Raw genomic sequence first — 23,755 nt, forward strand, 5'->3', positions numbered from 1 at the left:
GTGGGCTGCTTCATCCGGCGTCGCCGGAGCTGGGGTCAGCGGCAGGGGGTGTGACGCTGACGACGACGGCAGTCGCCACCGCCGCGATGCCCTCCCCCCGTCCGGTGAAGCCCAACCCGTCGGTGGTAGTCGCTGACACGCTGACGGGTGCGCCCGCAGCGAGGGTCAGGACCGCTTCAGCTTCCGCCCGGCGCGGCGCGAACTTGGGGCGGTTGCCGACCAGCTGCACCGCGATGTTGCCGATTTCAAAGCCTGCAGCACGCACGATCCGGGCGGCCTCGGCCAGCAGGCTGACCCCGGAGGCGCCAGCGAATTCCGGGCGGTCAGTGCCGAAGTGGGTGCCGAGGTCGCCCACGCCTGCGGCGGAGAACAGTGCGTCAGCTGCGGCATGGGCCACCGCGTCGCCGTCGGAGTGTCCGCTCAGGCCGCGTTCGCCATCCCAGAGCAGCCCGGCCACCCACAGCGGGCGGGGAGCGTCCTCGGGGGCGAACGCGTGCACGTCGACGCCGACGCCGGTGCGGGGCAGGTTCATGGTTGTGTCTTTCCGGTGGGGGTAGGAGCGAGGATGGCCGCGAGGCGGAGGTCCTGGGCGGTGGTGACCTTGAAGGCGGCGTCGTCGCCGTCGACCACCTGGACGGGAATGCCGAGGCGTTCCAGCAGCATGGCGTCGTCGGTGACTGCGGCGCCGGGGGTCTGGTGGGCGAGGCGGAGGGTGTCGACGTTAAATCCCTGGGGTGTCTGGACCGCCCGGAGGGTGTCGCGCGGCGGTGTGCCGGTGACCAGACCGCCGTCGACGGTCTTGATGGTGTCGACCACGGGAATCACGGGAATCACCGCTTCGGCGCCGGCCCGCAGTGCTGCAACGACCCGTTGGAAGACGTCGGGTGGGGTGAGTGCGCGGGCGGCGTCGTGCACCAGGACATGACTGATGCCTGGAGACAGTGCGGCCAGACCGGCGTTGACGGAGTCCGGGCGGGTGGCACCCCCGGCGACCAGCAGTACCGGGATATCAGTGACCACCTCAGCGACGGCCGCACGGAGGGCGGTGTCGGCGGCGGGGACCACCACGCAGATCTCATGGGCGACGCCGGCGTCCAGCACCCCCTGGAGGGCATGATCGAGGATGCTGCGGCCTGCCACCTGGACCTGGGCCTTCGGAATGCCAAGCCCCAACCGTTGCCCTGCCCCACCGGCCACGATGATGACGCCGACCCGCACCCCGGCATCGGGCGTGGGGCTGGTCTGGGATGCGGGGTAGGTTCGCGACACCTGATTACCCTACGTCAGGGCAAGAAAAAGGGACCGCCCACCCGGGCGATCCCTTATCAAACTCGATGTCCTTCAGGAAGCGTTCCTGAAGAGCTAGGAAGCCAGTACCTCGTCGAGAACGCTCGCGGCCTTCTCTTCATCGGTCTTCTCTGCGAGTGCCAGTTCCGAGATCAGAATCTGCCGCGCCTTGGCGAGCATCCTCTTCTCCCCTGCTGACAACCCACGGTCATGATCACGGCGCCACAGGTCGCGGACTACTTCCGCAACCTTGATCACGTCACCCGAGGCAAGTTTTTCCAGATTTGCCTTGTAGCGTCGTGACCAGTTGGTGGGCTCTTCAGTGAACTCGGCCCGCAACACATCAAAGACGTGCTGGAGACCTTCCTTGCCCACTACATCGCGCACCCCAACGAGGTCAACGTTCTCTGCTGGAACTTCAATGGTTAGATCACCCTGAGCCACCTTGAGCTTGAGATACATTTTCTCTTCGCCCTTGACGACGCGCATCTTGATCTCTTCGATCTTCGCTGCGCCGTGGTGAGGATAAACTACTGTTTCGCCGACCTCAAAAACCATGTGGACTTTCCCCTTTCCCGCAGATCAGTTTATCACGAATTCGACACGCCGAAGGCGTGTTTACGCAGGTCAGCAGGGACATGTGAAGGGGATTGGCTATGATTCGCCCCTTGACGGATTTGGGTTTTAGTGATCCACGTCGCGTCGAAAGTGTTGCGTGTGAGCCGCAGCGCTCCCTCACCGGGTAACTTTTCCCGATAGGCTGTAGGGAAAGTTTGAACTGGCAGTTCCCCACCAGATGATCGACCACCGTAGGAGTTTGCGCTGTGAAGAGTGACCGAATCAACCCCCTGCAGCACACCCGGGCGACGCGGAGCCTGGCTGCCGGTGCAGCACTGGTCGCTCTCCTCGGTGCCACCGGTTGCAGTGTGACCAGTGAGCAGGCCACCACGATCCAGTACGCGGCCTCGGACGGAATCGTCGACGAGGTTGGTCCCCTGGAACTGCGCAACATCCTGATCATCACCTCGGAGGAGGGCGAGCCGGGCACCATCCTCGGCACGGTGTTCAACCCCACCGACTCGGCAGTGCAGTTGACCATTGAGGGCGAGAACTCAACGGTGGACATCACCGTTCCTGCCGAAGGGAAGTGGGTCTTCGAGGACGAGACCACCGACGACGGCGTACTTGAGGGTGTCAGCGAGATCCCCGGTGCCCTGGTCGACCTGAACTTCCTGGTGAACTCCGAGACCGTCGAACTGCGGGTTCCCGTGCTGGACGGCACCCTGGCCGAGTACCGCGAATACGTTCCCGGCGGCTACACCCCCGAGCCCACCCCGACGCCCGTAGAAACAGGCGAAGAGGAAGAGTAACCTTCAGGACTCGTACTTGTAGCCCAGGCCGCGCACCGTCACCAGGTGGCTGGGGTTGGACGGGTCCGCCTCGATCTTCCCGCGGAGCCGTTTCACGTGCACGTCAAGGGTCTTGGTATCACCGACGTAGTCCGAACCCCAGACCCGGTCTATCAGCTGACCCCGGGTCAGCACCCGGCCAGCGTTGCGCAGCAGCATCTCGAGCAGCTCGAACTCCTTCAGCGGCATCACGACCGGGGCGCCATTCACGCTGACCGTGTGCCGTTCGATGTCCATCCGCACCGGCCCTGACTGCACAGTGTTCGAAATCAATTCCTCGGGTTCGGCCTGCCGCCGCAGCACCGCGCGGATTCTTGCCACCAGCTCCCGTGAGGAGTAGGGCTTCGTGACGTAGTCATCGGCTCCCAGCTCCAGACCGACCACCTTGTCGATCTCGGAGTCCTTGGCGGTGAGCATGATGACCGGCACACTGGAGCGCTGGCGCAGCTGCCGGCAGACCTCGGTCCCCGACTGGCCGGGCAGCTGCAGGTCCAGCAGCACCAGGTCGGCGCCAGCGCGGTCAAACTCGACGATCGCCTCGTTGCCGTCGCCCACTACTGACACCTCGAACCCCTCCTTGCCCAGCAGATAGGACAGCGGGTCACTGAAGGATTCTTCGTCCTCCACCATCAGGATGCGGGTCAAACGCTCACTCCTTGTTCGTGGGCGGACGGTCCGCCCTGTTTCTCGCCGGACGGACCGGATTTCCCGGACTTCCCGGTCGACGCTTCAACGCGCCGGTCGGTGCGCTTCTCGGTGGCCGCGAGCCCGTCCGCGGCATCGCTGTCCGCCTCCATCTCCGGCAGCCGCACGGTGAAGGTACTCCCCTGGCCGAACTGGGACCAGACGGTCACCTCGCCACCATGGTTGGAGACCACATGCTTGACGATGCTCAGGCCCAGCCCGGTGCCACCGGTCTGGCGCGAGCGGGCCGCATCGATCCGATAGAACCGCTCGAAGACCCGTTCCTGTTCCTCGGGGGTGATCCCGATGCCCTGGTCGGTGACGGAGATCTGGGCGAGACCATCCCGGGAGCGCAGCCCCACCCCCACCCGGGTGCCCTCGGGCGAATAGCGGATGGCGTTGTCGATCAGGTTCCTGAACGCCGTCATCAGCAGGTCGGGGTCACCGTAGACCGGTTCGTCAATCCGCCCACCGACTACGATGTCGATCTGCTTACTCTCCGCGGGAAGCCGGTTGCGGTCCACCGCCTCCGCGATGACCGTGTTGATGTCCACGGGGCGCCCGCGGCGCACCACGTCGGCACCCTGCAGCCGCGACAGTTCAATGATGTCCTGCACCAGGGCTGACAGGCGTGCCGACTCCTTGTGCATCCGGCGGGCGAACCGGCGGACGGCTTCCTCGTCCTCCGCGGCGTCGTCGAGCGCCTCAGCGAGCAGGGAGATGGCACCCACTGGGGTTTTGAGCTCGTGGGACACGTTCGCCACGAAGTCGTTGCGGATTTCCTCGGTGCGGGTGATTTCTGTCCGGTCATCGGCGAGGATCAGGACGTATTCCTCCCCCAGGGACGCCACCCGGGCGAGCACGATGATCGTCCCCTGGCCCAGGGGGCCACGCGGCAACTCCAGCTGCTTCTGTTCAATCACACCGTCACGGCGCACCCTGGCGGTGAGCTCAAGCAGTTCCGAGTGCACCACCGTGTGGCCGCGGACCAGGCCGAAGGCATACGCGGCGGGGCTGGCCCGCACCACGCCGTCGATCGCGTCGACCACCACGTAGGCGCGGCCAATGATGGAGAGCACCTCGGCCGCCCCCTCGGGCAGGGTTGGCTCATCGACGAAGAGGAGCGAACGGCGCTGGATTTCGCTCAGCCGGAAAGCGGCCATGCCGGCGGTGCCCAGGGCGACGCCGACCAGCCCGGCAATGAGAATGAGAAGGACGGGATCCACATGCCTAGCTTATGCGTACCAACGGTGCCGGGAAGGGTGTTCCGGTGGCAATAGGGAAGTGGTTCAACTAACGTTCACTCAAAGGTGCATAACAGTTCATCACCAACTGAGAATGTGCTGTGTGGGACTGTGCATAGACGTACGCAGTCATCTCTATGGAAAGGATGCCTCCCGTGCGGAAGGTTTTTCAGGCAGAGCTTCACCAGATCGGTGAACAGCTCATCGAAATCTCGCAGCTGGTCGCGGAGGCGCTGGGCAAAGCCACCACCGCGTTCGAGACCGCTGACACCGAACTTGCCCAGGATGTGATCGCCGCCGACGCACGCATCGATTTCCTCCAGAATGATCTGGACGAGCGTGCCATCGACATTCTGGCCCTCCAGGGCCCTGTCGCCAGCGACCTGCGGATGATCGTGGGTGCGCTTCGGATGAGCGCCTCGCTGGAGCGGATGGGCGATCTGGCCCGCCATGTGGCCCAGCTGGCACGGTTGCGGTACCCCGAACACGTGATCCCGGCGGCCATCCGCCCCACCTTCGAGGAAATGGCCGAGCTGGATCAGCAGATCGCCAAGAAGGTGAACGAACTGCTCGAAACCCGGAACCTGCAGCTCAGCAACGAGATCTACGCGCACAACGCACGGATCAACGAGTTGCATGCAGGGGTCTTCAAGGCAATCGCCGCCCCGGACTGGGATGTGTCAGCACCCATCACCGTGGACGTGACGCTGGCCAGCCGCTACTTCGAGCGGTTCGCCGACCATGGCGTCTCCGTCGCCCGCAAGGTCACCTACCTGGTCACCGGCGAATGGCAGCCCAGCGCTCCGCTGAACTAACCCCGGTTGGTAACACACACCACCGACGACGACGGCCGGTCCCCTGAGGGGGCCGGCCGTCGTCGTTCGTGGGGTGGTGAGCTGGTGACTCTGAGGGCTAGTGCTTGCCCTGGTTGGCGACGGCTTCGATCGCTGCCGCAGCGGCGTCAGGGTCCAGGTAGGTGCCGCCAGCCTTGACCGGAACAAGGTTCTCATCCAGTTCATAGATCAGGGGGATGCCGGTCGGGATGTTCAGGGAGGCGATGTCGCCGTCGCTGATGCCGTCCAGGTGCTTCACCAATGCGCGCAAGGAGTTGCCATGCGCTGCGATGAGTACCGTCTTGCCCTCCTTGATGTCCGGTGCGATGTCGGATTCCCAGTACGGGAGGAACCGGTCCAGGACGTCCTTGAGGCACTCGGTGCGGGGGATGGCATCGCCGAGGTCCGCGTACCGCGGATCGTTGGCCTGGGAGAATTCGCTGTCGTCCTCGATGGGAGGTGGCGGGGTGTCGTAGGAGCGGCGCCACTCCATGAACTGGGCCTCGCCGAACTCCGCGAGGGTCTGCGCCTTGTCCTTGCCCTGCAGGGCGCCGTAGTGGCGCTCGTTGAGCCGCCAGTGGCGTTTGACGTCAATCCAGCTGCGGTCAGCAGCCTCAAGGGCCAGGTTCGCGGTGATGATGGCCCGCTTCTGCCGGGACGTGTACACGATGTCGGGGAGCAGGCCGGCCTCGACCAGCAGTTCCCCGCCGCGGATGGCTTCGGCTCGGCCCTGTTCGGTCAGCGGGACATCGACCCAGCCGGTGAACAGGTTCTTCTCGTTCCACTCACTTTGGCCGTGGCGGAGCAGGATCACTTTGTAGGAAGTCATAGGTTCAGTCTGCCGCATGAGCGCCGCAGGTTCACCTGTGGCGGTTCTGTTACCGGTGGACGGTTACCAGGGTCCGTATGGACCGCTGCCGCCACGGACCTCTGAGACGGCAGGCTTCACGTCGGCCAGGTAGACGCAGGCGGCGATCACGGCGACGATCTGCAGCAGCCCGAAGAGCCCAGTAGACGTCACGAGCACGGTGAGCGCGCCGACGGCGGCAGCGCCACCGGTCATCGCCGTCCAAAAGCCCTTGGTGCGCTTCATCGTGGCCTCGAAGTTGGCCGCGGGACGCTTCACACAGTCGATGAGGGCCCAGATCTCGATGCCCAGCGCCACCAGACCGAGCGCCAGGTACAGATAGTTCCGAATGTCATATGCAATGTCCACGGTTCAAGCTTATCGGGTGGAGTCGCCGCCTGGTCGCAGGGCGTCGAGGGCCTGCTCCAAATCCGCCCATAGGTCCTCAGGATTCTCGATCCCGACCGAGAGCCGGACCAGCGCCTCCGGGACGGTGACTGGCTCGCCCGTCTGCCGCCGTCGTCGTTCAATCAGGGACTCGACGCCGCCCAGGGAGGTGGCCGGCAGCCACAGGCACACGGCGTCAACGAGGGCTTCGGCAGCGGCAACGTCAGCCAGTTCGATGCTGATGATCGAGCCGAAGCCGTTCAGCTGGTCGGCGGCGCGCTGGTGCCCGGGGTCGGTCGCGAGCCCGGGGAAGCGGACCTTGGTGAGGGCGGGATGCTGCTCAAGTTTGTGCGCCAGGTAGAGAGCGTTCGCCTGGGACCGTTCCACCCGCAGCGCCAGCGTGCGTAGCCCCCGGAGTGCCAGCCACACCTCGAACGGGCCGGCGATGGCACCGTGCAGGGTGCGGTGCTTGAGCAGATCCGTCCGGACTGCGGCATCGGAGGTGGCGAGGGCGCCGAGGACGACGTCGGAATGGCCCGCCAGGTATTTGGTGACCGAGTGCAGCACGACGTCGGCGCCGAAGTCCAGTGGCTTGCACACCAGCGGCGTGTTGAAGGTGTTGTCGACCACCACCGTCACTCCGGCGGCCTTCGCGGCGGCGATGAGGGCGCGCAGGTCAGCGACCTCAAGCATCGGGTTGGTGGGGCTTTCCAGCCAGAGCAGGTCGGCCTGCTCCAGCGTGGCGAGCACCTGCTCGGTATCGGCGACGGCCACCCGGACGAGGGTGAACCGGCCGCGCGCCGCCTCGTCGTCGGCGAGGCTGAGGGAACCGGCGTAGGCATGGCGGGGCATGACGACGACGCCACCGGTCGGCACCAGTGACAGTGCGGCCGCCGCGGCGCCGAGACCGGAGCTGAACACCAGGGCGGGCAGGGCAGCACCCTCCAGCGTGCCAAGAGCCTCCTCGAACGGGTCCCAGGTGGGGTTGGACATGCGGCCGTAGATCCGGTCCCCCGCAGTCGGGTCGACTGCCTCGTGGAAGGTGGAGGACAGGATGATCGGCGGATTCACCGGGGCGTCATGCTCCCTCGGGGGGCGTCCGGAGGCCACCACGATGGTGTCCTGGGCGAGCTCGTGGTCAGCGTGGTGGGTCATGGATTCAGGGTAGTTGGCTGTGGCAACCGGGTGAAATGTGACCGCTCGCCCCGGCCGCCCCGGATCGGGGCGCCGAGATGCTGCCCGGGAGGTCGGTGAGACTCGATAGGCTGGGCAGGTGACTACACCTTCCCCGCGCCGCACGTCCGGGCTGTTCATTGCCTTTGAGGGCGGCGACGGCGCCGGCAAGTCGACCCAGGCCGGCCTCCTCGCTGCTGCCCTGCAGGAGCATGGCCTGGAGGTGCTGCGCACCCGCGAGCCCGGTGGCACCACCATCGGCGAGAAGCTCCGGTCCCTGGTCCTCGACCATGGGCAGGGTGAGATCGACCCCCGCACGGAGGCCCTGATCTTCGCCGCGTCCCGGGCCGCCCACGTCCATCAGGCGATCCTTCCCGCCCTGTCCCGTGGCGCCGTCGTCGTCTGCGACAGGTACATCGACTCTTCGGTCGCGTATCAGGGGGCCGGCCGGGGGCTGGGCACCGACAGCGTCCTTGAGGTGAACCTGTGGGCCGTCGAGGGGCTGCAGCCGGACCTCACGGTGCTGCTCGACGTCGAGCCGGTCGAGGGCCGGGGTCGTCGCATCCAGAACGGCGCTGAGGACCGGCTGGAGTCCGAGCCCGATGCTTTCCACTCCCTGATCCGGGGCGCGTTCCTGGACCGGGCCGAGGCGAACCCGGCACAGTATCTGGTGCTGCCCGCCCGGCAGCCCGTCGAGGAGCTGGCGACGGCGATCCTCGCGGCCGTCCAGGAGCGTCTCGGATGAGCGTGTGGACCTTCCTGATGGGTCAGGAACCGGTGGTCGAGCAGCTGCGCCGCGCGGCGTCCGCCGACCAGCCGAACCACGCCTGGCTGTTCACGGGCCCGCCCGGATCGGGCCGCTCCAACGCCGCCCGCGCGTTCGCTGCGGCACTGTTGTGCGAGCGGGAATCCCTGGACGAGCGGGGCTGCGGGGAGTGCCGGGCCTGCCGGACAGCGCTCGCTGGCTCCCACGCGGACATCACCAACGTCACCACGGAGAAGGTGACTATCAGCATCGACGAGGCGCGGGAACTGGTCCGCAAGGCCCAGGACAAGCCCTCCACCGGACGCTGGCGGGTCATCATCGTTGAGGACGCCGACCGGATGCAGGAGCGCAGCACCAACGTGCTGCTCAAGGCGATCGAGGAGCCACCGCCCCGGACCATCTGGCTATTGTGCGCGCCGAGCCCCGGCGACGTGCTGGTGACCATCAGGTCCCGGTGCCGCGCCGTGAACCTGCGGCTGCCCCCGGTACAGGATGTTGCCGACCTGTTGGTGCGCCGCGACGGGATCGACCCGGCGACTGCGGAGGCCGCAGCGCGGGCGGCGCAGAGCCATATCGGCGTCGCAAAACGGTTGGCCACGGACGACGGCGCACGGGACCGGCGGAACCAGATCGTCCGGCTGCCCCTGGACCTGAAGAGTGTGGCGGGCGCGATGAAGGCCGCAGCGGACCTGGTGAAGCTCGCCGAGGCGGAGGCGCAGAGCTCCTTCGAACAGCGGGATGCCCAGGAGAAGGCTGCCCTGCTGGCCACCCTGGGCGCACCCGAGAGCGGGACGCTTCCGCCCGCCATCCGTGGGCAGGTCAAACGGCTTGAGGATGACCAGACCCGCCGGGCAAAACGGTCCAAGAACGACTATTTTGACCGTGCGCTGACCGATTTGACCTCGTTCTACCGGGATGTGCTGATGCTGCAGGTTTCCAGCGGCAGGGACCTCGTGAATGAGCCGCTTCGCCCCGAGCTGGAAGCGTTTGCCCGCGGCGGCACCCCCGAAGGGACGCTGACGAGGATCGAGTCGATCAACAAAGTGCGCGACCGGATCGTTAACACCAACGTTGCCCCGCTTCTGGCCATCGAGGCGATGGCCGTCAGTCTCCTGCCCGAAAAGGATTACACCGCGTGAGAAGCTTTTCACCCCGCCGCCTGGCCACTGCCGCCGTCGTCCTCTCCGGTGCACTGGTGCTCTCGGGCTGTCAGCTGCTCTCCCCCGGGTCCGGTGACTCCCCGGAGGTCGGGGTGGAGTCAGCCGCCCCGGAGGTGGTGGGCGAGGTCCCCGCGGATCTTGAGAGCTTCTACACCCAGGAAGTCGAATGGGAACTGTGCGAGGAGACGTTCGCGTGCGCCACGGTTGAGATGCCGTTGGACTACGCCGACCCGTCGCGTGAGTCGATCGACGTCGCAGTCATCCGCAGCGACGCTACGGGTGACGCGCAGGGCACCGTCCTGGTGAACCCGGGCGGCCCGGGCGGGTCAGGCGTCAACATCGTCAGGGATGCCCTGCCGTTTATCACCAGCGACCGGCTGCGTGAGCACTACGACGTCGTCGGCTTCGACCCCCGCGGCGTGGGACAGTCCAGCGCCGTCGACTGCCTGACCGATGAGGAACGCGAAGCAGACCGGCTGGAGTTCCTGGAGCCGGGAATCTCCGACGCCGAGGCCTATGAGACGCTCGCCGCGGAGGCGGAGGACTTCGCCGCGCAGTGCGCAGAGCGGACCGGCGAGCTGCTGGGCTACATCGACACCGACAGTGCAGCCCGCGACCTGGACATCCTGCGGGCCGTGGTGGGTGACGAGCAGCTGAACTATCTGGGCTTCTCCTACGGCAGTGCGCTCGGCACCGCGTACGCCGAACTGTTCCCCACCAACACCGGCCGGCTGGTCCTTGATGGTGCCGTGGATCCGTCGCTGAGCAACGAGGAGATCACCCTGGGTCAGGCCCGCGGCTTCGAAGCGGCCCTGCGCACCTTTGTCGCCGACTGCCAGCTGTCCAGCGAGTGTCCCCTGCCCTCCGGGGTGGACCAGGGCGTCGCGGTGATCCAGAACCTGTTCCGTTCGGTGGAGGAAAGCCCGATGACGGCGTCGGACGGGCGCCTCGTCACTATCGGCACCTTCTTCTCCGGCTTCATCCTGCCGCTCTACGAGAACAACAACTGGCCGCTGCTGTCCGCCGCGATCGACCAGGCGCTGCAGGGCGACCCCACGGCCATGCTGGAACTCGCTGACCTCGCCGCCGATCGCGGGCCCGACGGCGTCTACGCCACCAACAGCAATTCAGCCTTCATTGCCATCAACTGCCTCGACTACCCCATGACCACTGACTTCGACGAGCTCAACGCCGACGCCGAGGAACTGGAGGAGGTCTCCCCCACGTTTGGCCCGTACCTGGCCTACGGCGGCGTCACCTGCACCGCCTGGGAGTACGGTCCGGTGCTCGAGCCCGCGGCGGCGTCGGCGCCTGATGCCGCACCGATCGTCGTCATCGGGACCACCGGTGACCCCGCGACGCCGTACGACTGGTCGCTGGCGCTGGCCGACCAGCTGGAGACCGCGGTGCACGTCACCTGGGAGGGCGAGGGGCACACCGCCTACGGCCGGGCAGGCGACTGCATCGGGGACCTGGTGGATTCCTACTTCATCGACGGGACAGTGCCCGACGACGGCGTCACCTGCGGCTAGCCCGCGACGGGCTGTCTCCGTTGTGAGGGAGCACAACTCGCGGAGGGTGCGCTTTTGACCTTCCGAGTGCTGCTCTTATAGAGTTGACGCTTGTGGATTGGGCCGCGCTGAAGCGTGTCCCGTGAAGCTTTAGCCTCCTTAGCTCAGTCGGTAGAGCGTCTCACTCGTAATGAGAAGGTCGCCAGTTCGACTCTGGCAGGAGGCTCCACTCTTTTAACCGGGAAACCGTGAGCAAGCTGGACACGCGTCAGCAAGGTGGACATTCGTGAGTGAAATGCATCTAACCGATGTCCAGGTTCCTCACCAAAACGGGTTTTAGGCGGACTCGCCCGGTTTCGGTGCGTCTTTCGGGTCAGACTTCGCCTCGGTTCGCTCAGCATCGGCCGGCTCAGCCCCAGTCTCGGCAGGCTTCGCCCGGGCCTGCTCGGCGTCATTCGGCGCCGCGGGTGCAGCAGTCATCCCCAGCAGGGCCTTGATCCGCGCTTCGGCCTCGGGATCGGGCTGGGCGGCGGCAAGGTTGGCCTCGACGACGGCGCGCAGCACTTCCTCCCGCTGGATCTTCACTCCCCGGGGCGCATCGATGCCGATCCGGATTCCTTCGCCGCGCGAATCGAGCACGGTGACAACAATGTCGTCCCCGATCAGGATCTGCTCCCCTATTTTGCGTGTTAGCACCAGCACCCTTGTACTCTATCCCAGCACGGTCACAGCACCGGCGAGCTGGCGCGCCGCCCGTCCACCCAGCCCACCGGAATTCCGAGCGTGTTCACGCTCTCCGGGGACGATGTTGCCGCGGTAGCCACCACCGCCAGAGCGGTCACGCTGACCTCGTCGGCCACCTCGGTCACCCAGGCCGCCGTGTCCAGGGGCTTGCGGCTGGCGTCCACCACAATCCACACCTGATCGGCGCCCAACGCTGCGACGGTCGCCAGGCTCGCACCATGTTTCCCACTGGCTCCCTGCCCCACCGCTTCCAGCCCGACGGCGACGAACACCGGGAAGCCACCCTCCACTCCCGCGGCACGCAACGCCGCAGCTGCCATCCGGTCGGTCACCTGGCCGCCACGGGAACCCCCGAGGGCGTCGTCGGCTCCGCTGTCCCCAGCGGCGCGGCGTCCACGGGACTCAAACCCGGCCGACGCAGTCGCGCCAGCGCCGCCGAACCCCGAACCGGCCCCCGGGTCGCCCAGTGCCCGCACCGCAGACCGGCGATGACGGTCTGCCACCAGTTCCTCAGCCATCGACCGGGCCACCCCCAGGGGATCAGCACCCAGCCCGACGACGACCGTCAGGTCCCCCGGCCGGGTCGCCGGAGACGGGATCGGGACCGGCGACGGCTGCTTCGCCGTGACCTTTGTTGCCGCGTCAGTGTTGAAGATGAGATCGTCCATCAGGGCGGCGAAGAGATTGCTGTCGGTCGACACCAGCGGCTCCGGCATCTGGACACCGTGCAGGGAGGCTTCGGCATCGTCGGCCTCCGCCAGCAGTGCGGCGATCCCCGACTCCCTGCGCGGCGCGGGGGCGGGGCGGCCGGCGCTGCGCCGCCCGGTGCGAGGAGGAACCTGAAGCATCGGGGGTACCTCGACCGTCACCTCGTAGTGCCGCTGGGCGAAGAAGCCGCGGATCCCGCCGATGGTAACCAGTTCGGCCGAGGTAATGCGCGCCTCCGGGCCGTGCTCGGCGAACGCCTGCGAGCGCAGTGCCTCCAGGGAAGGTCCTCTAAGACGAAATCGTTGCGTTTCCACGCACCACACCCACTGTCTCGATATTCACGTTGGCGCTGGTGACTTCCTGGTAGGAGAGGACAGGTAGCCCGCCCGACGGCGCGGACACCATCCGGCGGATCGCTGGGCGCAAGGCGGGTGCGCATACCAGCACGGCCGAGTGGCCGTTGGCTTCGGCTGCAGCGACGGCGTCCTTCACCGAGGTGAGCACCGCTTCGGTGCGCGCTGCGTCCAGCAGGATCTGGCTGCCCTGGTCGGAGGGCCGCAGCCCCTCCAGCATCGACTGTTCCAGCAGCGGGTCGATCATGATCACCCGCAGCAGGTTCCCGTCCTGGTACTGAGCGGTCAGCGCCGGGCCCAGAGCGTGGCGGGCTGCTTCGATCAGCCCCTCGGGTTCCGCCGACACCTTGGCCCGCAGGGTAAGGGACTCGTAGATCCGTGGGAGGTCGTTGATGGGGATCTGTTCGGCGAGCAGGCCCTGGAGGACCCGCTGTACCTCGGCGAGGGAGAGCATCCCCGGGATGAGTTCTTCCACTGCGGAGGGGCTGACCTCGCGGACCCCGTCGGTCAGCACCCGCACGTCCTCGCGGGTCAGCAGCCGCGCGGCGTTCCCCGTGATGATCGAGGACAGGTGCGTGACCAGAACCGACACCCGGTCGATCACCGTTGCGCCGGTCATCTCAGCGTTGTGCCGCAGCTCGGCGGGGATCCACTTGCCGGCCAGCCCGAAGACCGGCTCCACAGTAGTCGTACCCGGCAGGGAGGCAAGGTTGTCGCCCAGCGCGAGGACCTTCCCCCGGGGAGCCTCACCACGTCCCGCCTCGACGCCAGCGATTCGGATGACATAGGTGGCCGGCGGCAGGTCAAGGCTGTCCCGGGTGCGGACCGGCGGAACCACCACGCCCAGGTCCAGCGCGATCTTTCGGCGGAGCGCCCTGACGCGACCCAGCAGGTCGTCCGAGGATCCGGTCACCACGTCCACAAGATCCGGGGCAAGGAGGATTTCGAGGGCGTGGACCCGCATCTGTTCGATGAGCTCCTCGGTGGTGTCCGTCCCGCTGGGAGCCGCGAGCGCGGCTGCGGCGGCGTCGTCGCTCTCCCGTTTGGCGTCGTCGTCCTTCTTGATCCGCTGGGCGATGAAGATCAGCCCCGCACCCACCAGCACGAACGGCATCACCGGCATCCCGGGGATCAGGGCCATCACCACTGCTGCACCGCCAGCGATCCGCAGGGCAGTGCGTGACTGGCCGAGCTGGGCGGAGGCGGTGGATCCCAAGTCGGACTCGGCGTTGGATCGGGTGACGATCATGCCGGTGGAGACCGCCATCAGCAGGGCCGGGATCTGGGTGACCAGACCGTCGCCGATGGTGAGGAGGCTGTAGGTGTTGACGGCGTCGCCGATGGCCATGCCTCGCTGCAGCATGCCGATCGCGATGCCACCGATGACGTTGATGATGATGATGATCAGGCCTGCGATCGCGTCGCCCTTGACGAACTTGGAGGCACCGTCCATCGCGCCGTAGAAGTCGGCCTCGGCGGAGACCTCGGCGCGGCGTTCCCGTGCTTGGATGTCGGTGATCAATCCTGCGTTCAGGTCAGCGTCGATGGCCATCTGCTTGCCGGGCATCGCGTCGAGGGTGAACCGTGCGCCCACTTCCGCCACCCGTTCGGCACCCTTGGTGACCACCACAAACTGGATAACGATGAGGATCAGGAAGATCACCGCGCCAATGATCAGTGAACCGCCCACCGCCACGTGGCCGAACGCCTCGATCACCTGACCGGCGTACCCGTCACCGAGCACCAAGCGGGTGGAGGCGACGTTCAGGCCGAGCCGGAACAGCGTGGCGACGAGCAGCAGCGACGGGAAGACTGAGAAGTCCAGCGGCTTGCGCACGAACATGGTGGTCAGCAGGATCACCAGGGCGAGCAGGATGTTAACGATGATCAGCACATCGAGCATCGGTGCCGGGATCGGCACCACCAGCAGCATGATGATGCCGACCACACCGATGGGCACAAAGAGTTTCGACAGTGACCGGTTCATCAGTACGCTCCGCTGGAGGTGGAAGTGGCTACGGGTGGCAGTGTGTGGTGGCCCCTGATGGAACCACGGGTCTTCAGTGACATGACAAAGGCGAGGACGCGGGCGACGGCGTTGTAGTGGTCGGCGGGAATCTCCTGCCCCAGCTCGCAGGCGGCGTGCAGGGCACGGGTCAGGGGCACGTCCTTGACCAGCGGCACCCGGCGGGTTTCGGCTTCCTCGCGGATCCGGGCCGCCATGATCCCCGCCCCCTTCGCGACGACGCGGGGTGCCGACTTCCCCGGCTCGTATTTCAGGGCCACCGCGAAGTGGGTGGGGTTGACCAGCACCACGTCGGAGTCGCCGACGGCGGCGATCATCCGGTTCCTGCTCATGGCCAACTGGCGGGACCGGCGCTGGGATTTGATCAGCGGGTCACCCTCGGCGCTCTTGTTCTCGTCCCTGACCTCTTTCTTGGTCATGCGGGTCTTCTTGCGGTTCCGCCGCTGCACCACGAGGACGTCCAGGGCCGCCAGGGCAAGACCGGCGACGACGGCTGACTGCAGCAGCGTGACCGCGCCGCCCGACCCTGCGGCGAGGAGCGCGGAGACGGGCATCCCGCCCGAGGACATCAGGACGGGCAGCAGCGATTGCACCACCAGCCACAGGACGGTGCCGACCACCGCCGTCTTCAGTAGCGCCTTGACTCCCTGCCAGAGGGCCTGGCCCCCGAAGGTCCTTTTTACGCCGGCCAGCAGGTTGAACTGTTCGAACTTCCCACGGAACTTCTTGAAGTTGATACCGCCCTGCAGCGCGGCGGTCCCGAGCACTGCCACCACCACCACGGTAAGGAAGGGGATGAGGATGTCCGCGAGGGAACCCAGCCCGTCGACCAGCGCCTGGACGGCCCGGGCGGGCTCGGGGTTCGCGATGATGGCCCGAAAGGTGAACACCTGGTCCGTGCCGGCGTCGGCGGCCCGCGCGATGGTGGACGGGATCATCACCGCTGCTGCCCCCACCCCGATCCAGGCCGTGAAGTCCTCCGACTTAGAGAGCTGGCCCTTGGACCGGACCTCCTTCATCCGTTTCGGGGTGGCGTCCTCGGTCTTTTCCTCGGCACTGTCAGCCATTACCCCACCCCCATCACCAGGCGTACCGCGTTATCGACCAGGGTCGAAACGATCCGCGGCAGTGCGACGAACAACGTGGCTGCGAGCAGCAGGGTGACCAGGATCTTCAGCGGGAACCCCAGGGCAAACGCGTTGAGCGCGGGCGCCACCCTGGTCAGGAGCCCCAGTCCGACGTCGGCCAGGAACAGGATGACGATCAGTGGACCGGCGATCTGCACGGCGGCGAGGAACATGTTCGTCACGGACCCGGTGATGGCCTCGACCGGTGAGGACAGGTCGATCCCCCCGCCGATCGGCAGCGCACTGAAGGTGCGGGTGAGCCCGGCGATGATCAGCTGGTAGCCGTCGGAGGCGAACAGCAGGGCGAGGGCTGTCATCTGGAAGAGCCGGGTGAACTGGGCCCCGTTCACCATCGACTGTGGGTCGAACCCCTGGGCCAGCGAAAACCCGCCGAAGAGGTCAATGAGGCTGCCTGCTGCCTGGATGGCCGAAAACACCACGAGCACCAGGAATCCCAGGGCGGCTCCGACCACCAGTTCGAGAATGAGCGCGGTGATGTAGCCGGCGGTGCCTGGGGACTCGTAGCCTTCCGAGACCTGCGCGGACACCGCCAGGGCCAGTCCGATCGCGAGCATGGCCTTGATGCGCGCAGGGATGCCGTTGTAGGAGAACGGCGGGGCGATCACCAGGAACGCGATCATCCGCACCCCGGCGAGCATTGTCGCTTCGATGCGGCCCTGGTCCAGGACCACCTCCACGTCAGCCGCCCATCAGGAGGCCGGGGATCTTTTCGAACATCTCCTGGGTGAAGGAGACCATCTCCGAGATCATCCAGTGCCCACAGACCAGCAGGGCGACCGCCACCGCCGCTGCCTTCGGCACGAACGAGAGGGTGACCTCCTGAATCTGGGTGATCGACTGGAGCAGTGAAATGGCGAAACCGACCACCAGCGCGGTGATCAGAATCGGCGCGGAAAGCTTGGCGGCGAGCCAGATCGCCTGGAGCCCGATGTCGAGGACGGCGCTCGTGTTCATCCGACCACCTGGTAACTGCCGATCAGCGAAGTGATGATCAGCCCCCACCCGTCAACAAGGACGAACAGCAGGATCTTGAACGGGAGGGAGATCATCACCGGCGGGAGCATCATCATGCCCATGGACATCAGGGCCGCGGAGACCACCAGGTCGATGACCAGGAACGGCACGAAGATCACGAACCCGATGATGAACGCAGCGCGCAGCTCCGAGATCATGAAGGCCGGGATCAGGGTGGACAAAGGCACTGCCGTCGGATCATCGGGGTTCTCCTGGCCTGCGGCGCGGGTCATCAGGGCCAGATCCTCTTCGCGGGTGTTGCCAAGCATGAACGTGCGGAGGGGGTCCGAGCCGACGTCGGCCGCCTCGCCGAGCAGCAGGTCACCGTTCAGGAACGGCTGGACCGCGAGGTTGTTGATCTCGGTCAGCACCGGGGCCATGATGAACAGCGACAGGAACAGCGCCAGCCCGGCGAGCACCTGGTTCGGCGGGATGGACGGCAGGGACAGGGCGTTGCGGGTCATGGCGAGCACCACGAAGATCTTGGTGAACGAGGTCATCATCAGCAGCAGGGCAGGAGCCACCGAGAGCAGGGTGATGCCCAACAGGGTGACGATCGCCCCGCTGGGACCACCGTTGACCCCGTTGATCTCCACCGACAGGCCATCGGAGTCCTCGGGTGCCACGGGGTCCACCGGGTCAACGGGCGGCAGCGGGTCGATCGGGGTGGCATACGCAGCAATCGAGGTCAGCAACGGGATCAGGACGACCAGCAGGGCCGTGAGCACGACGACGACTGCCACGCGGGCAGCGCCGGACTGCTGACGCGCCGGGACTCCTGGACCGGTGCTGTGGGGAGACCGTCCGGTGGGGACGGCGTGGTTCACCCGGTCCGTCCCTGCCGGAGCGCAGCGGCGGTTTGCTTCCAGGTATCGGGCGACAGGATGGAACCGGCCAGCGGCGACGCGGGGCGGGGTGTAGAAGTGTGGGCGGCGACCGGACGGGCGGCACGTCGGCCGGACCGTTTCAGGTCGGCGCGGGTGGTCGGTCCCTGTCCCAGGGGCACCGTCTCGGCGATGGGGTGGGTGCCAGCACGACGCCGGGCCGCCCGGTCGGTGCCCTTGTCAGCGCTGGCGGTGGCGAGGCTCAACACCCGGGCGAACGTGGCGCCGCCGACGTCGGTACTCTCGACGGTCTGCCGGTCGCTGCGATGTGTGCGGCCGTCGTCGTCGGTGTCGCTATCGGCCAGCGGGGGCACAGAGACGAGCCCCGGTGCTGTGCTGGTGTGCAGGACGTTCACCGACTGGTCGGTCACGCCGAGCAGGAAGCGCTTGCCCTCGGCCTCGATCATCACGACCGAGGCCTTGGGGCTGATGCCCTGCCGGGTCACCACGGTTACCGGATCAGCTTTGTTCCCTGTCCGGTTGTACCGGGACACCTTGCGGTGCAGGTACCAGAGCAGTCCAAGCACGACGGTGAGGGACAGCAGGACCCTCAGCCCGAGGACCACGGCGTCCATCTAGAAGGATCCCTCAGCGACGTCGAGGATCCGGGTGATCCGGACTGCGTAGTCCTGGTCGACGACCACTACTTCGCCGTGGGCGATGAGGCGGCCGTTGAGGAGCACATCGGCGGGGGCGCCGGCGGAACGGTCGAGTTCGATCACTCCGCCGGGCTCCAGGTCGAGGACGTCGCGGACTGACATCCGGGTGCGGCCGATCTCGACAGTCATCGACATTTCCACGTTGTTGATCCGACCCAGCTTCCCGGCAGCGGTGCTGCCCGCAAAGGGACCACCGGCGGACTTGGCGGCACCGGTCCGGACCCGAATCGCGAACCAGCCCTGCGGCCGGCCGTTGGCGGTGAGCTCGAAGACGGTAGCCTCCGGGTCGGCGAACAGCGCCGTCGCATCGTCGGTGCGGGTGTCCCCGAGGACACCGGCACCGAGAACTGCGGTCGCTGCTTCAAGGGCGGGGCGGAGAACCTCGGCCGCGGACACCAGCGGCGAGTCGGTTCCTGCGGCCTCCACCGGGACACTGCCCGCGGGGAGGACCAGCGCAACGTCGGCCGAGGTTGCCCCGACAAAGGACCCCGAGGTTGCCGCCGTGGCAAGGCCTGCCGGCATCTGGTGGACGCTGCTCTTGACAGCCCGGACCGGCACCGAGGTCGGCAGCAGTTCGGCGAGCGCGTCGGCTGCGGCCTGGGAAGGGTTGGTGGTGATCATGATGATTTCTCCTCGGTGTTCACAACGACGCAGGCCAGGCGTGAGCCGTTGACCCCTGCCGCGGCGTGGGCCAGCCAGTTGCCGTTGACCATGACGTTCAGCGGCCGGTGTTGCGGGTGGGGCAGGGGCAGAACATCTCCGACGGCAAGGTCCAGGATCCTGCCGGGTTTGACCGTGACGGGGGCAAGTTGCAGCGCCACCTCTACCGGCACGTTGGCCAGTTGTGCCTGGATCAACTCGCCCGCGTCGTCGCTGTTCGAGGCGGGGTTCGCCTCACCGAGCTGGGGAATCAGGAGGTCAGCGGGGATGGCCACCGTGGCACGGCAACTGCTCTCCCCGACCCGGATCTCGAAGCCCGCCACGATCATCAGGTCGGCGGTGGGCGCCGCCTGGGCGAACTGGGAGTTGTAGTGGATGGCGTCGACGGTCATGTGCCGGGTGAGCAGTGACCCCAACGAGTAGTGCAGCCCTTCCAGCCCGTCGTCCATGAGGCGGTGCACCAGCGACTGCTCAATCTGCGTGAACTTGCGATCCTGGGCTGCGGAAGTGCCGTGGCCGCCGAGCATGTGGTCGATCCAGTACAGGGCGGCCGACGTCGGGAACTGGATCACCGCCTTGGCCACGAGGTCCTCGATCGAGCAGAGCACCATTGCGGTGGTGTGCGGGAGGGAGGCAGCGTACTCGTTGTAGGACTGCATCATCACGTGCTCGGACGTGACCTGGCAGATGACCCTCACCTTGGCGGTCAGCTGGGTGGCCCACTGCCGCGCGAAGGTCTCGAAAGCCAGTTCGAGCACCCGGGAATGCTCACGGGCCAGCGTGGTGGGGCGGCGGAAGTCATAGACATCCACCTGGCGTCCCGCCGCTGCGGGCACGCCAATTACAAGGTGTTCCTGGACCGTCACAGCAGCAACTATCGGCACCTGATGGCGTCCCGTTAGGAAGACTTAGGTCACGACTCGGAAACCTTCGGCCAGACGGCGGATTCAGCCCTGGTCCGGCCCTCACCCGCGGGCCCCAGCGCAGAAACGGCCCCTGCGGCAAGACCCGCCGGTTGCACGCGGCGGGTCTTGCTGCGGGGGCCGTTTCTGGCTCCACGGGACCCCGGGTGAAGCCGGGGTGCCCCAGCGCGGTCGGTCAGGTGCCGGCCGCGACCTCGGGGATCAGCTCCCGGACGGCCTCGGACTCATCCGAGAGCACCACGATGTCGACCCGCCGGTTCAGCTTCAAGTCCTCCTCGGTGACACCCGGAGCGAGCGGACGGGTCTCGCCGTAGCCCACGGCGGCGATGCTCGGGCCAGGGACTCCCCCCTGTTCCACCAGGTGCCGCAGGACGTTCACCGACCGTTCAGTGGACAGCTCCCAGTCACGCGGTGCGAGGAAGGTTTCGGGCAGTTTGGCGGTGTGGCCCTCCACTGAGACGCCGCGGTCGATGCTGGCCAACACCGGCCCGATCGAGTCGAGGACCTGACCGGTCCGTTCGGTGAGTTCGGCCCGGTCCGGCAGGAAGAATGTCTCGGAGCTGATCAACCGGATGGTCAGACCCCGCTCATCCAGTTCGAACCGCACTGACTCCTGCAGCTCGTTCTCCCGCAGTCCCTCATCGATCCGGCGCTGGATCTCGCGCAGGTCGTCGACCTCCTGGGCAGCCAGCTCAAGGTCGGACAAGCCCTCCAGGTCCTGGTTGACCAGCTCTGCGGGGACTACTACCCCCTCGGCAGTGTCGATTGACCCAACCTCGACCTGCCCGAAACCGGTGGCGAGTGAATTGCGCAGCTGCTCGAACTTTGCCTGGTCCACTGTGGACATGGCGAAGAGCACGATGAACAGGCACATCAGGACGGTGACCATGTCGGCGTAGGAGACGGCCCAGCGTTCGTCGACGTGGAACTCCTCAGGCGGTTCGGCCTTCCTTCGGGGCCTGCTCATGCTGCTTTTTTCTCGGTCTTCTCTTTGCTTGCCTTGGCCGCCTTGCCCGGGGGAACCAGGGCGGTGAGGCGTTCAGTGAGCAGCATTGGCTGGGCACCTTCCTGGATGGCCATGATTCCTTCGAGCTGAAGGTTCATCTTGTCGACCTCCAGTTCGTTCAGGCGACCGATGCGGCTGCTGATCGGTAGCCAGATGAAGTTCGACGACAGTAGGCCCCAGAGGGTGGCGACGAAGGCGGCCGCGATCATGTGGCCGAGCTCGTCCGGTTTGTTGAGGTTTTCCAGGACATGGGTCAGGGACACCACGGTGCCAACGATGCCGACCGTCGGTGCATATCCACCCAGTGCGGCGAAGAACTTTGAGTTGCCCCGGCCCGTCTTGTTCTTGGTGGCGATCTCGTCTTCCATCATGGTCCGGAGGTCATCTCCGTCGGTACCGTCTGCAATGTTCTGCAGTGCCTTCTTCAGGAACGGGTCCTTGGCCTCGTTGGCCTTCTGCTCGAGGGAGAGCAGACCTTCGGACCGGGCAGTCTCGGCGTACCCAACCAACTCCTGGACCGTCTCATCAAGGTTGATCTTGCTGCCTTTGATGGCGGGTCCGACGGCTTTGAACGACGAGATGGTGTCCCTCATGGTGAACGAGGCCAGGCCGATGGCAATGGTGGCACCGAACACAAGGATCATGGGGGCGGGCAGCAGGACCGACTGGACGTGGGCGCCCTCCAGGAAGATCATCGCGTAGAGGGAGCCAAACGCGAGCAGAATGCCGATAATTGTTGCCGGATCCATGGGTTACTTTCCTGTTGGACGAGGAGGGACGGCGGCGAGCTTGGCGACCGGTTGCGGGGGATCCGGCAGATCCCGGGCCATGCGGAGTACAGAAGCGCGGTACCCGCGGATGATCTCGATCACTTCTTCGAGCGGCTCGCGCACGATCACGAAGGACCCGTCCACCATGGACAGGGTGGTGTCCGGGTTGGCGTGGATCTTCTCGATCAGATCGGGGTTGATCGCGAACTGCGACCCATTCAGGTGCGTGACGACGATCATCGGCCGGTTCCTCAAGATTGGGGCCGTCACCGGCCGTTTGTAGTACATATCGACGGCCCCGGCCCTTTCGTAAGGGTTCGGGGCCGCCGTTGGTGTTATTCAGTTCAGTGGAGCGGAAAATCTAGCGCTTCAGGTTGGACAGTTCCTGGAGCACTTCGTCCGAGGTGGTGATGATCCGGGCGTTGGCTTGGAACCCACGCTGGGCGACGATCAGGTTGGTGAATTCCTGGGAAAGGTCGACGTTGGACATTTCCAGCATCCCTCCCGCCACTTCCCCGAGGCCGTCGGCGCCGGGGGCGCCCACTGCTGGTTCACCGGAGTTCACTGTTGCGCGGTAGGACGATCCACCAGCCTTCTCCAGTCCGCCGGGGTTCACGAAGTTGGCGAGGGCAATCCGGCCGAGGGGCTCCCGGCCGCCGTTGGTGAAGGAGCCGATCAGGGTGCCGTCGGGCGCGAGGCTGAACGATTCGAGGGTGCCGGCGGACCGGCCGTTCTGCTCGGCCAGGGAAATGGTCGACAGTTCGGCCACACCCGTGACCGCTGCCAGGTCGACGGTGATGCCACCGACCTGCAGGGCTCCGCCTCCGGTCACGTTGCCGTTGGCGTCGAAGGTCAGGGTGCCGTTTCCGGTCGCCGGGACCCCGGCTTCACCCTCGTCCTGCCCGACGACGTTCCAGGCGTCCCCGTTCTTGGTGAACGTGAGCGACAGGGTGCGTTCCTCGCCCGCCGCGTTGAAGACCGACACGTCCTGGACGACCTCGGTGCCGTCAACGGCGTCGGAGGGAAGGTTGCCGGTGGCGCTGGCCGTCGTCGTCCGGACGGGAGCGGAGATGGCCTCCCGCGGCACGGTAATGTCGCCGATGCCGCCTCCGGCGACCTGGCCGTTGACCGCTCCCCAGCCCTGGACGATGGCCCCGTCCGGTGAGACCAACCGGCCGTCGGCATCGAAGTCGAAGGAACCGGCACGGGTGTAGGTGGTTTCGCCACCGGACTGGGTGACAAAGAAGCCCTCACCGGCGACCATCATGTCGGTGGCCCGCCCGGTTGCCTGGGCTGACCCCTGGGCGAAGTTGGTGGAGATTCCCGCCACCTGCACCCCGAGGCCGATCTGGGCCGGGTTGGTTCCGCCCACCGCCTGCTGGGGTCCGCCGGCACCCTGGGTGAGCTGCGACAGGGTGTCCTGGAACTGGGCGGAGGATGCCTTGAACCCGGTGGTGTTGACGTTGGCGATGTTGTTGCCGGTGACGTCGAGCATGGTCTGGTGGGAGCGGAGACCGGAGATTCCGGAGTAGAGCGAACGCAGCATGGGAGGGCCTTTC

Annotated in this window: 27 protein-coding genes and 1 tRNA gene; 6 read left to right on the forward strand and 22 right to left on the reverse strand. The window is 66.5% G+C overall.

What is annotated here, in order from left to right:
• Positions 1–10: 10 nt before the first annotated feature.
• The 3 genes from ispF to HMI58_RS13850 all read right to left on the reverse strand — a co-directional run bounded on the left by ispF (position 11) and on the right by HMI58_RS13850 (position 1,845).
• Positions 11–532, reverse strand: a complete 522-nt coding sequence (gene ispF / locus HMI58_RS13840) for a 2-C-methyl-D-erythritol 2,4-cyclodiphosphate synthase (protein ID WP_171620570.1) — start codon at positions 530–532, stop codon at positions 11–13.
• Entirely contained in the window at positions 529–1,269 is a 741-nt protein-coding gene (gene ispD, locus HMI58_RS13845; RefSeq protein ID WP_318779229.1) for a 2-C-methyl-D-erythritol 4-phosphate cytidylyltransferase, read from the reverse strand. The genes ispF and ispD overlap by 4 nt, the downstream gene beginning before the upstream one ends.
• A 93-nt stretch (positions 1,270–1,362) precedes the next feature.
• A complete protein-coding gene (locus HMI58_RS13850; protein ID WP_026551934.1) occupies positions 1,363–1,845 on the reverse strand; it encodes a CarD family transcriptional regulator in 483 nt (160 codons plus the stop codon).
• 266 nt (positions 1,846–2,111) lie between these two features.
• Between HMI58_RS13850 and HMI58_RS13855 the strand changes: the two genes are divergently transcribed.
• Positions 2,112–2,657, forward strand: coding sequence for a hypothetical protein (locus HMI58_RS13855; RefSeq protein ID WP_171620572.1), 546 nt, complete (start codon positions 2,112–2,114; stop codon positions 2,655–2,657).
• Between the two features lie 3 nt (positions 2,658–2,660).
• Here the strand turns inward: HMI58_RS13855 and HMI58_RS13860 are convergent, their stop codons facing one another.
• Positions 2,661–3,341, reverse strand: a complete 681-nt coding sequence (locus HMI58_RS13860) for a response regulator transcription factor (protein ID WP_171620574.1) — start codon at positions 3,339–3,341, stop codon at positions 2,661–2,663.
• The gene (locus tag HMI58_RS13865; RefSeq protein WP_171620576.1) at positions 3,338–4,606 is read right to left on the reverse strand and encodes an ATP-binding protein; all 1,269 of its coding nucleotides are present in this window, start codon (positions 4,604–4,606) and stop codon (positions 3,338–3,340) included. Before HMI58_RS13865 ends, HMI58_RS13860 begins: the two co-directional genes overlap by 4 nt.
• Before the next feature lie 173 nt (positions 4,607–4,779).
• Between HMI58_RS13865 and phoU the strand changes: the two genes are divergently transcribed.
• Complete coding sequence (gene phoU / locus HMI58_RS13870; protein ID WP_171586118.1) at positions 4,780–5,439, forward strand: phosphate signaling complex protein PhoU; 660 nt, start codon at positions 4,780–4,782, stop codon at positions 5,437–5,439.
• 97 nt (positions 5,440–5,536) lie between these two features.
• Here the strand turns inward: phoU and HMI58_RS13875 are convergent, their stop codons facing one another.
• The 3 genes from HMI58_RS13875 to HMI58_RS13885 all read right to left on the reverse strand — a co-directional run bounded on the left by HMI58_RS13875 (position 5,537) and on the right by HMI58_RS13885 (position 7,846).
• Entirely contained in the window at positions 5,537–6,286 is a 750-nt protein-coding gene (locus tag HMI58_RS13875; protein WP_171620578.1) for a phosphoglyceromutase, read from the reverse strand.
• Positions 6,287–6,349: 63 nt separating this feature from the next.
• Positions 6,350–6,673, reverse strand: coding sequence for a DUF2516 family protein (locus tag HMI58_RS13880; protein WP_171586120.1), 324 nt, complete (start codon positions 6,671–6,673; stop codon positions 6,350–6,352).
• 9 nt (positions 6,674–6,682) lie between these two features.
• Positions 6,683–7,846 (reverse strand): PLP-dependent aspartate aminotransferase family protein, encoded by a 1,164-nt coding sequence (locus HMI58_RS13885; RefSeq protein WP_171620580.1) that lies wholly within the window; start codon positions 7,844–7,846, stop codon positions 6,683–6,685.
• A 118-nt stretch (positions 7,847–7,964) separates the two neighbouring features.
• Here HMI58_RS13885 and tmk point away from each other — a divergent pair, with 118 nt between their 5' ends.
• The 4 genes from tmk (at position 7,965) to HMI58_RS13905 (ending at position 11,530) form a co-directional block, all read left to right on the forward strand.
• Entirely contained in the window at positions 7,965–8,609 is a 645-nt protein-coding gene (tmk, locus tag HMI58_RS13890) for a dTMP kinase (protein WP_171620582.1), read from the forward strand.
• On the forward strand, positions 8,606–9,769 hold the full coding sequence (locus HMI58_RS13895; RefSeq protein ID WP_171620584.1) for a DNA polymerase III subunit delta': 1,164 nt from the start codon (positions 8,606–8,608) through the stop codon (positions 9,767–9,769). Before tmk ends, HMI58_RS13895 begins: the two co-directional genes overlap by 4 nt.
• Complete coding sequence (locus HMI58_RS13900; RefSeq protein WP_171620586.1) at positions 9,766–11,322, forward strand: alpha/beta hydrolase; 1,557 nt, start codon at positions 9,766–9,768, stop codon at positions 11,320–11,322. Before HMI58_RS13895 ends, HMI58_RS13900 begins: the two co-directional genes overlap by 4 nt.
• Before the next feature lie 132 nt (positions 11,323–11,454).
• Positions 11,455–11,530 (forward strand) — tRNA-Thr (locus HMI58_RS13905).
• Between the two features lie 107 nt (positions 11,531–11,637).
• Here HMI58_RS13905 and HMI58_RS14985 read toward each other — a convergent pair.
• The 14 genes from HMI58_RS14985 to HMI58_RS13975 form a co-directional block, all read right to left on the reverse strand.
• Positions 11,638–12,003 carry a carbon storage regulator gene (locus HMI58_RS14985; protein WP_171586125.1) on the reverse strand — a complete coding sequence of 122 codons (366 nt, stop codon included), beginning with the start codon at positions 12,001–12,003 and terminating at the stop codon, positions 11,638–11,640.
• A 23-nt stretch (positions 12,004–12,026) separates the two neighbouring features.
• Positions 12,027–13,067, reverse strand: a complete 1,041-nt coding sequence (locus HMI58_RS13915) for a hypothetical protein (RefSeq protein ID WP_171586126.1) — start codon at positions 13,065–13,067, stop codon at positions 12,027–12,029.
• Positions 13,042–15,093 carry a flagellar biosynthesis protein FlhA gene (locus HMI58_RS13920; protein WP_171620588.1) on the reverse strand — a complete coding sequence of 684 codons (2,052 nt, stop codon included), beginning with the start codon at positions 15,091–15,093 and terminating at the stop codon, positions 13,042–13,044. The genes HMI58_RS13915 and HMI58_RS13920 overlap by 26 nt, the downstream gene beginning before the upstream one ends.
• On the reverse strand, positions 15,093–16,199 hold the full coding sequence (locus tag HMI58_RS13925) for an EscU/YscU/HrcU family type III secretion system export apparatus switch protein (protein ID WP_171586128.1): 1,107 nt from the start codon (positions 16,197–16,199) through the stop codon (positions 15,093–15,095). Before HMI58_RS13925 ends, HMI58_RS13920 begins: the two co-directional genes overlap by 1 nt.
• Complete coding sequence (locus HMI58_RS13930; RefSeq protein ID WP_318779228.1) at positions 16,199–16,957, reverse strand: flagellar biosynthetic protein FliR; 759 nt, start codon at positions 16,955–16,957, stop codon at positions 16,199–16,201. The genes HMI58_RS13925 and HMI58_RS13930 overlap by 1 nt, the downstream gene beginning before the upstream one ends.
• Position 16,958: 1 nt before the next feature.
• Positions 16,959–17,234: a flagellar biosynthesis protein FliQ gene (gene fliQ, locus HMI58_RS13935; RefSeq protein ID WP_026551948.1), complete on the reverse strand. Its 276-nt coding sequence runs from the start codon at positions 17,232–17,234 to the stop codon at positions 16,959–16,961.
• Positions 17,231–18,022: a flagellar type III secretion system pore protein FliP gene (fliP, locus tag HMI58_RS13940; RefSeq protein WP_318779231.1), complete on the reverse strand. Its 792-nt coding sequence runs from the start codon at positions 18,020–18,022 to the stop codon at positions 17,231–17,233. Before fliP ends, fliQ begins: the two co-directional genes overlap by 4 nt.
• A gap of 95 nt (positions 18,023–18,117) precedes the next feature.
• A complete protein-coding gene (locus HMI58_RS13945; RefSeq protein WP_171620592.1) occupies positions 18,118–18,753 on the reverse strand; it encodes a flagellar biosynthetic protein FliO in 636 nt (211 codons plus the stop codon).
• Positions 18,754–19,458 carry a flagellar motor switch protein FliN gene (gene fliN / locus HMI58_RS13950; protein ID WP_171620594.1) on the reverse strand — a complete coding sequence of 235 codons (705 nt, stop codon included), beginning with the start codon at positions 19,456–19,458 and terminating at the stop codon, positions 18,754–18,756.
• Positions 19,455–20,363 (reverse strand): flagellar motor switch protein FliM, encoded by a 909-nt coding sequence (locus HMI58_RS14990; RefSeq protein ID WP_318779227.1) that lies wholly within the window; start codon positions 20,361–20,363, stop codon positions 19,455–19,457. Before HMI58_RS14990 ends, fliN begins: the two co-directional genes overlap by 4 nt.
• 232 nt (positions 20,364–20,595) lie before the next feature.
• The gene (locus HMI58_RS13960) at positions 20,596–21,387 is read right to left on the reverse strand and encodes a flagellar motor protein MotB (protein ID WP_171620596.1); all 792 of its coding nucleotides are present in this window, start codon (positions 21,385–21,387) and stop codon (positions 20,596–20,598) included.
• Positions 21,384–22,175, reverse strand: a complete 792-nt coding sequence (locus HMI58_RS13965) for a MotA/TolQ/ExbB proton channel family protein (RefSeq protein WP_171620598.1) — start codon at positions 22,173–22,175, stop codon at positions 21,384–21,386. The genes HMI58_RS13960 and HMI58_RS13965 overlap by 4 nt, the downstream gene beginning before the upstream one ends.
• A 3-nt stretch (positions 22,176–22,178) precedes the next feature.
• The gene (locus HMI58_RS13970) at positions 22,179–22,466 is read right to left on the reverse strand and encodes a flagellar FlbD family protein (RefSeq protein ID WP_318779226.1); all 288 of its coding nucleotides are present in this window, start codon (positions 22,464–22,466) and stop codon (positions 22,179–22,181) included.
• A gap of 91 nt (positions 22,467–22,557) precedes the next feature.
• A complete protein-coding gene (locus HMI58_RS13975; protein ID WP_171620600.1) occupies positions 22,558–23,742 on the reverse strand; it encodes a flagellar hook protein FlgE in 1,185 nt (394 codons plus the stop codon).
• Positions 23,743–23,755: the final 13 nt, after the last annotated feature.

The organism is Arthrobacter sp. 147(2020) (assembly GCF_013116715.1).
GTDB lineage: Bacteria > Actinomycetota > Actinomycetes > Actinomycetales > Micrococcaceae > Arthrobacter_D.

What these genes read in the sequence shown, in the direction of transcription:
- HMI58_RS13850 (WP_026551934.1), bottom strand. Translation starts at nt 1,845, where the DNA reads ATGGTTTTTGAGGTCGGCGAAACAGTAGTTTATCCTCACCACGGCGCA.
- ispF (WP_171620570.1), bottom strand. Translation starts at nt 532, where the DNA reads ATGAACCTGCCCCGCACCGGCGTCGGCGTCGACGTGCACGCGTTCGCC.
- HMI58_RS13895 (WP_171620584.1), top strand. Translation starts at nt 8,606, where the DNA reads ATGAGCGTGTGGACCTTCCTGATGGGTCAGGAACCGGTGGTCGAGCAG.
- HMI58_RS13925 (WP_171586128.1), bottom strand. Translation starts at nt 16,199, where the DNA reads ATGGCTGACAGTGCCGAGGAAAAGACCGAGGACGCCACCCCGAAACGG.
- fliQ (WP_026551948.1), bottom strand. Translation starts at nt 17,234, where the DNA reads ATGAACACGAGCGCCGTCCTCGACATCGGGCTCCAGGCGATCTGGCTC.
- fliN (WP_171620594.1), bottom strand. Translation starts at nt 19,458, where the DNA reads ATGATCACCACCAACCCTTCCCAGGCCGCAGCCGACGCGCTCGCCGAA.
- HMI58_RS13875 (WP_171620578.1), bottom strand. Translation starts at nt 6,286, where the DNA reads ATGACTTCCTACAAAGTGATCCTGCTCCGCCACGGCCAAAGTGAGTGG.
- HMI58_RS13945 (WP_171620592.1), bottom strand. Translation starts at nt 18,753, where the DNA reads ATGGACGCCGTGGTCCTCGGGCTGAGGGTCCTGCTGTCCCTCACCGTC.
- HMI58_RS13885 (WP_171620580.1), bottom strand. Translation starts at nt 7,846, where the DNA reads ATGACCCACCACGCTGACCACGAGCTCGCCCAGGACACCATCGTGGTG.
- HMI58_RS13920 (WP_171620588.1), bottom strand. Translation starts at nt 15,093, where the DNA reads ATGAACCGGTCACTGTCGAAACTCTTTGTGCCCATCGGTGTGGTCGGC.
- HMI58_RS13975 (WP_171620600.1), bottom strand. Translation starts at nt 23,742, where the DNA reads ATGCTGCGTTCGCTCTACTCCGGAATCTCCGGTCTCCGCTCCCACCAG.
- HMI58_RS13960 (WP_171620596.1), bottom strand. Translation starts at nt 21,387, where the DNA reads ATGAGCAGGCCCCGAAGGAAGGCCGAACCGCCTGAGGAGTTCCACGTC.
- HMI58_RS13965 (WP_171620598.1), bottom strand. Translation starts at nt 22,175, where the DNA reads ATGGATCCGGCAACAATTATCGGCATTCTGCTCGCGTTTGGCTCCCTC.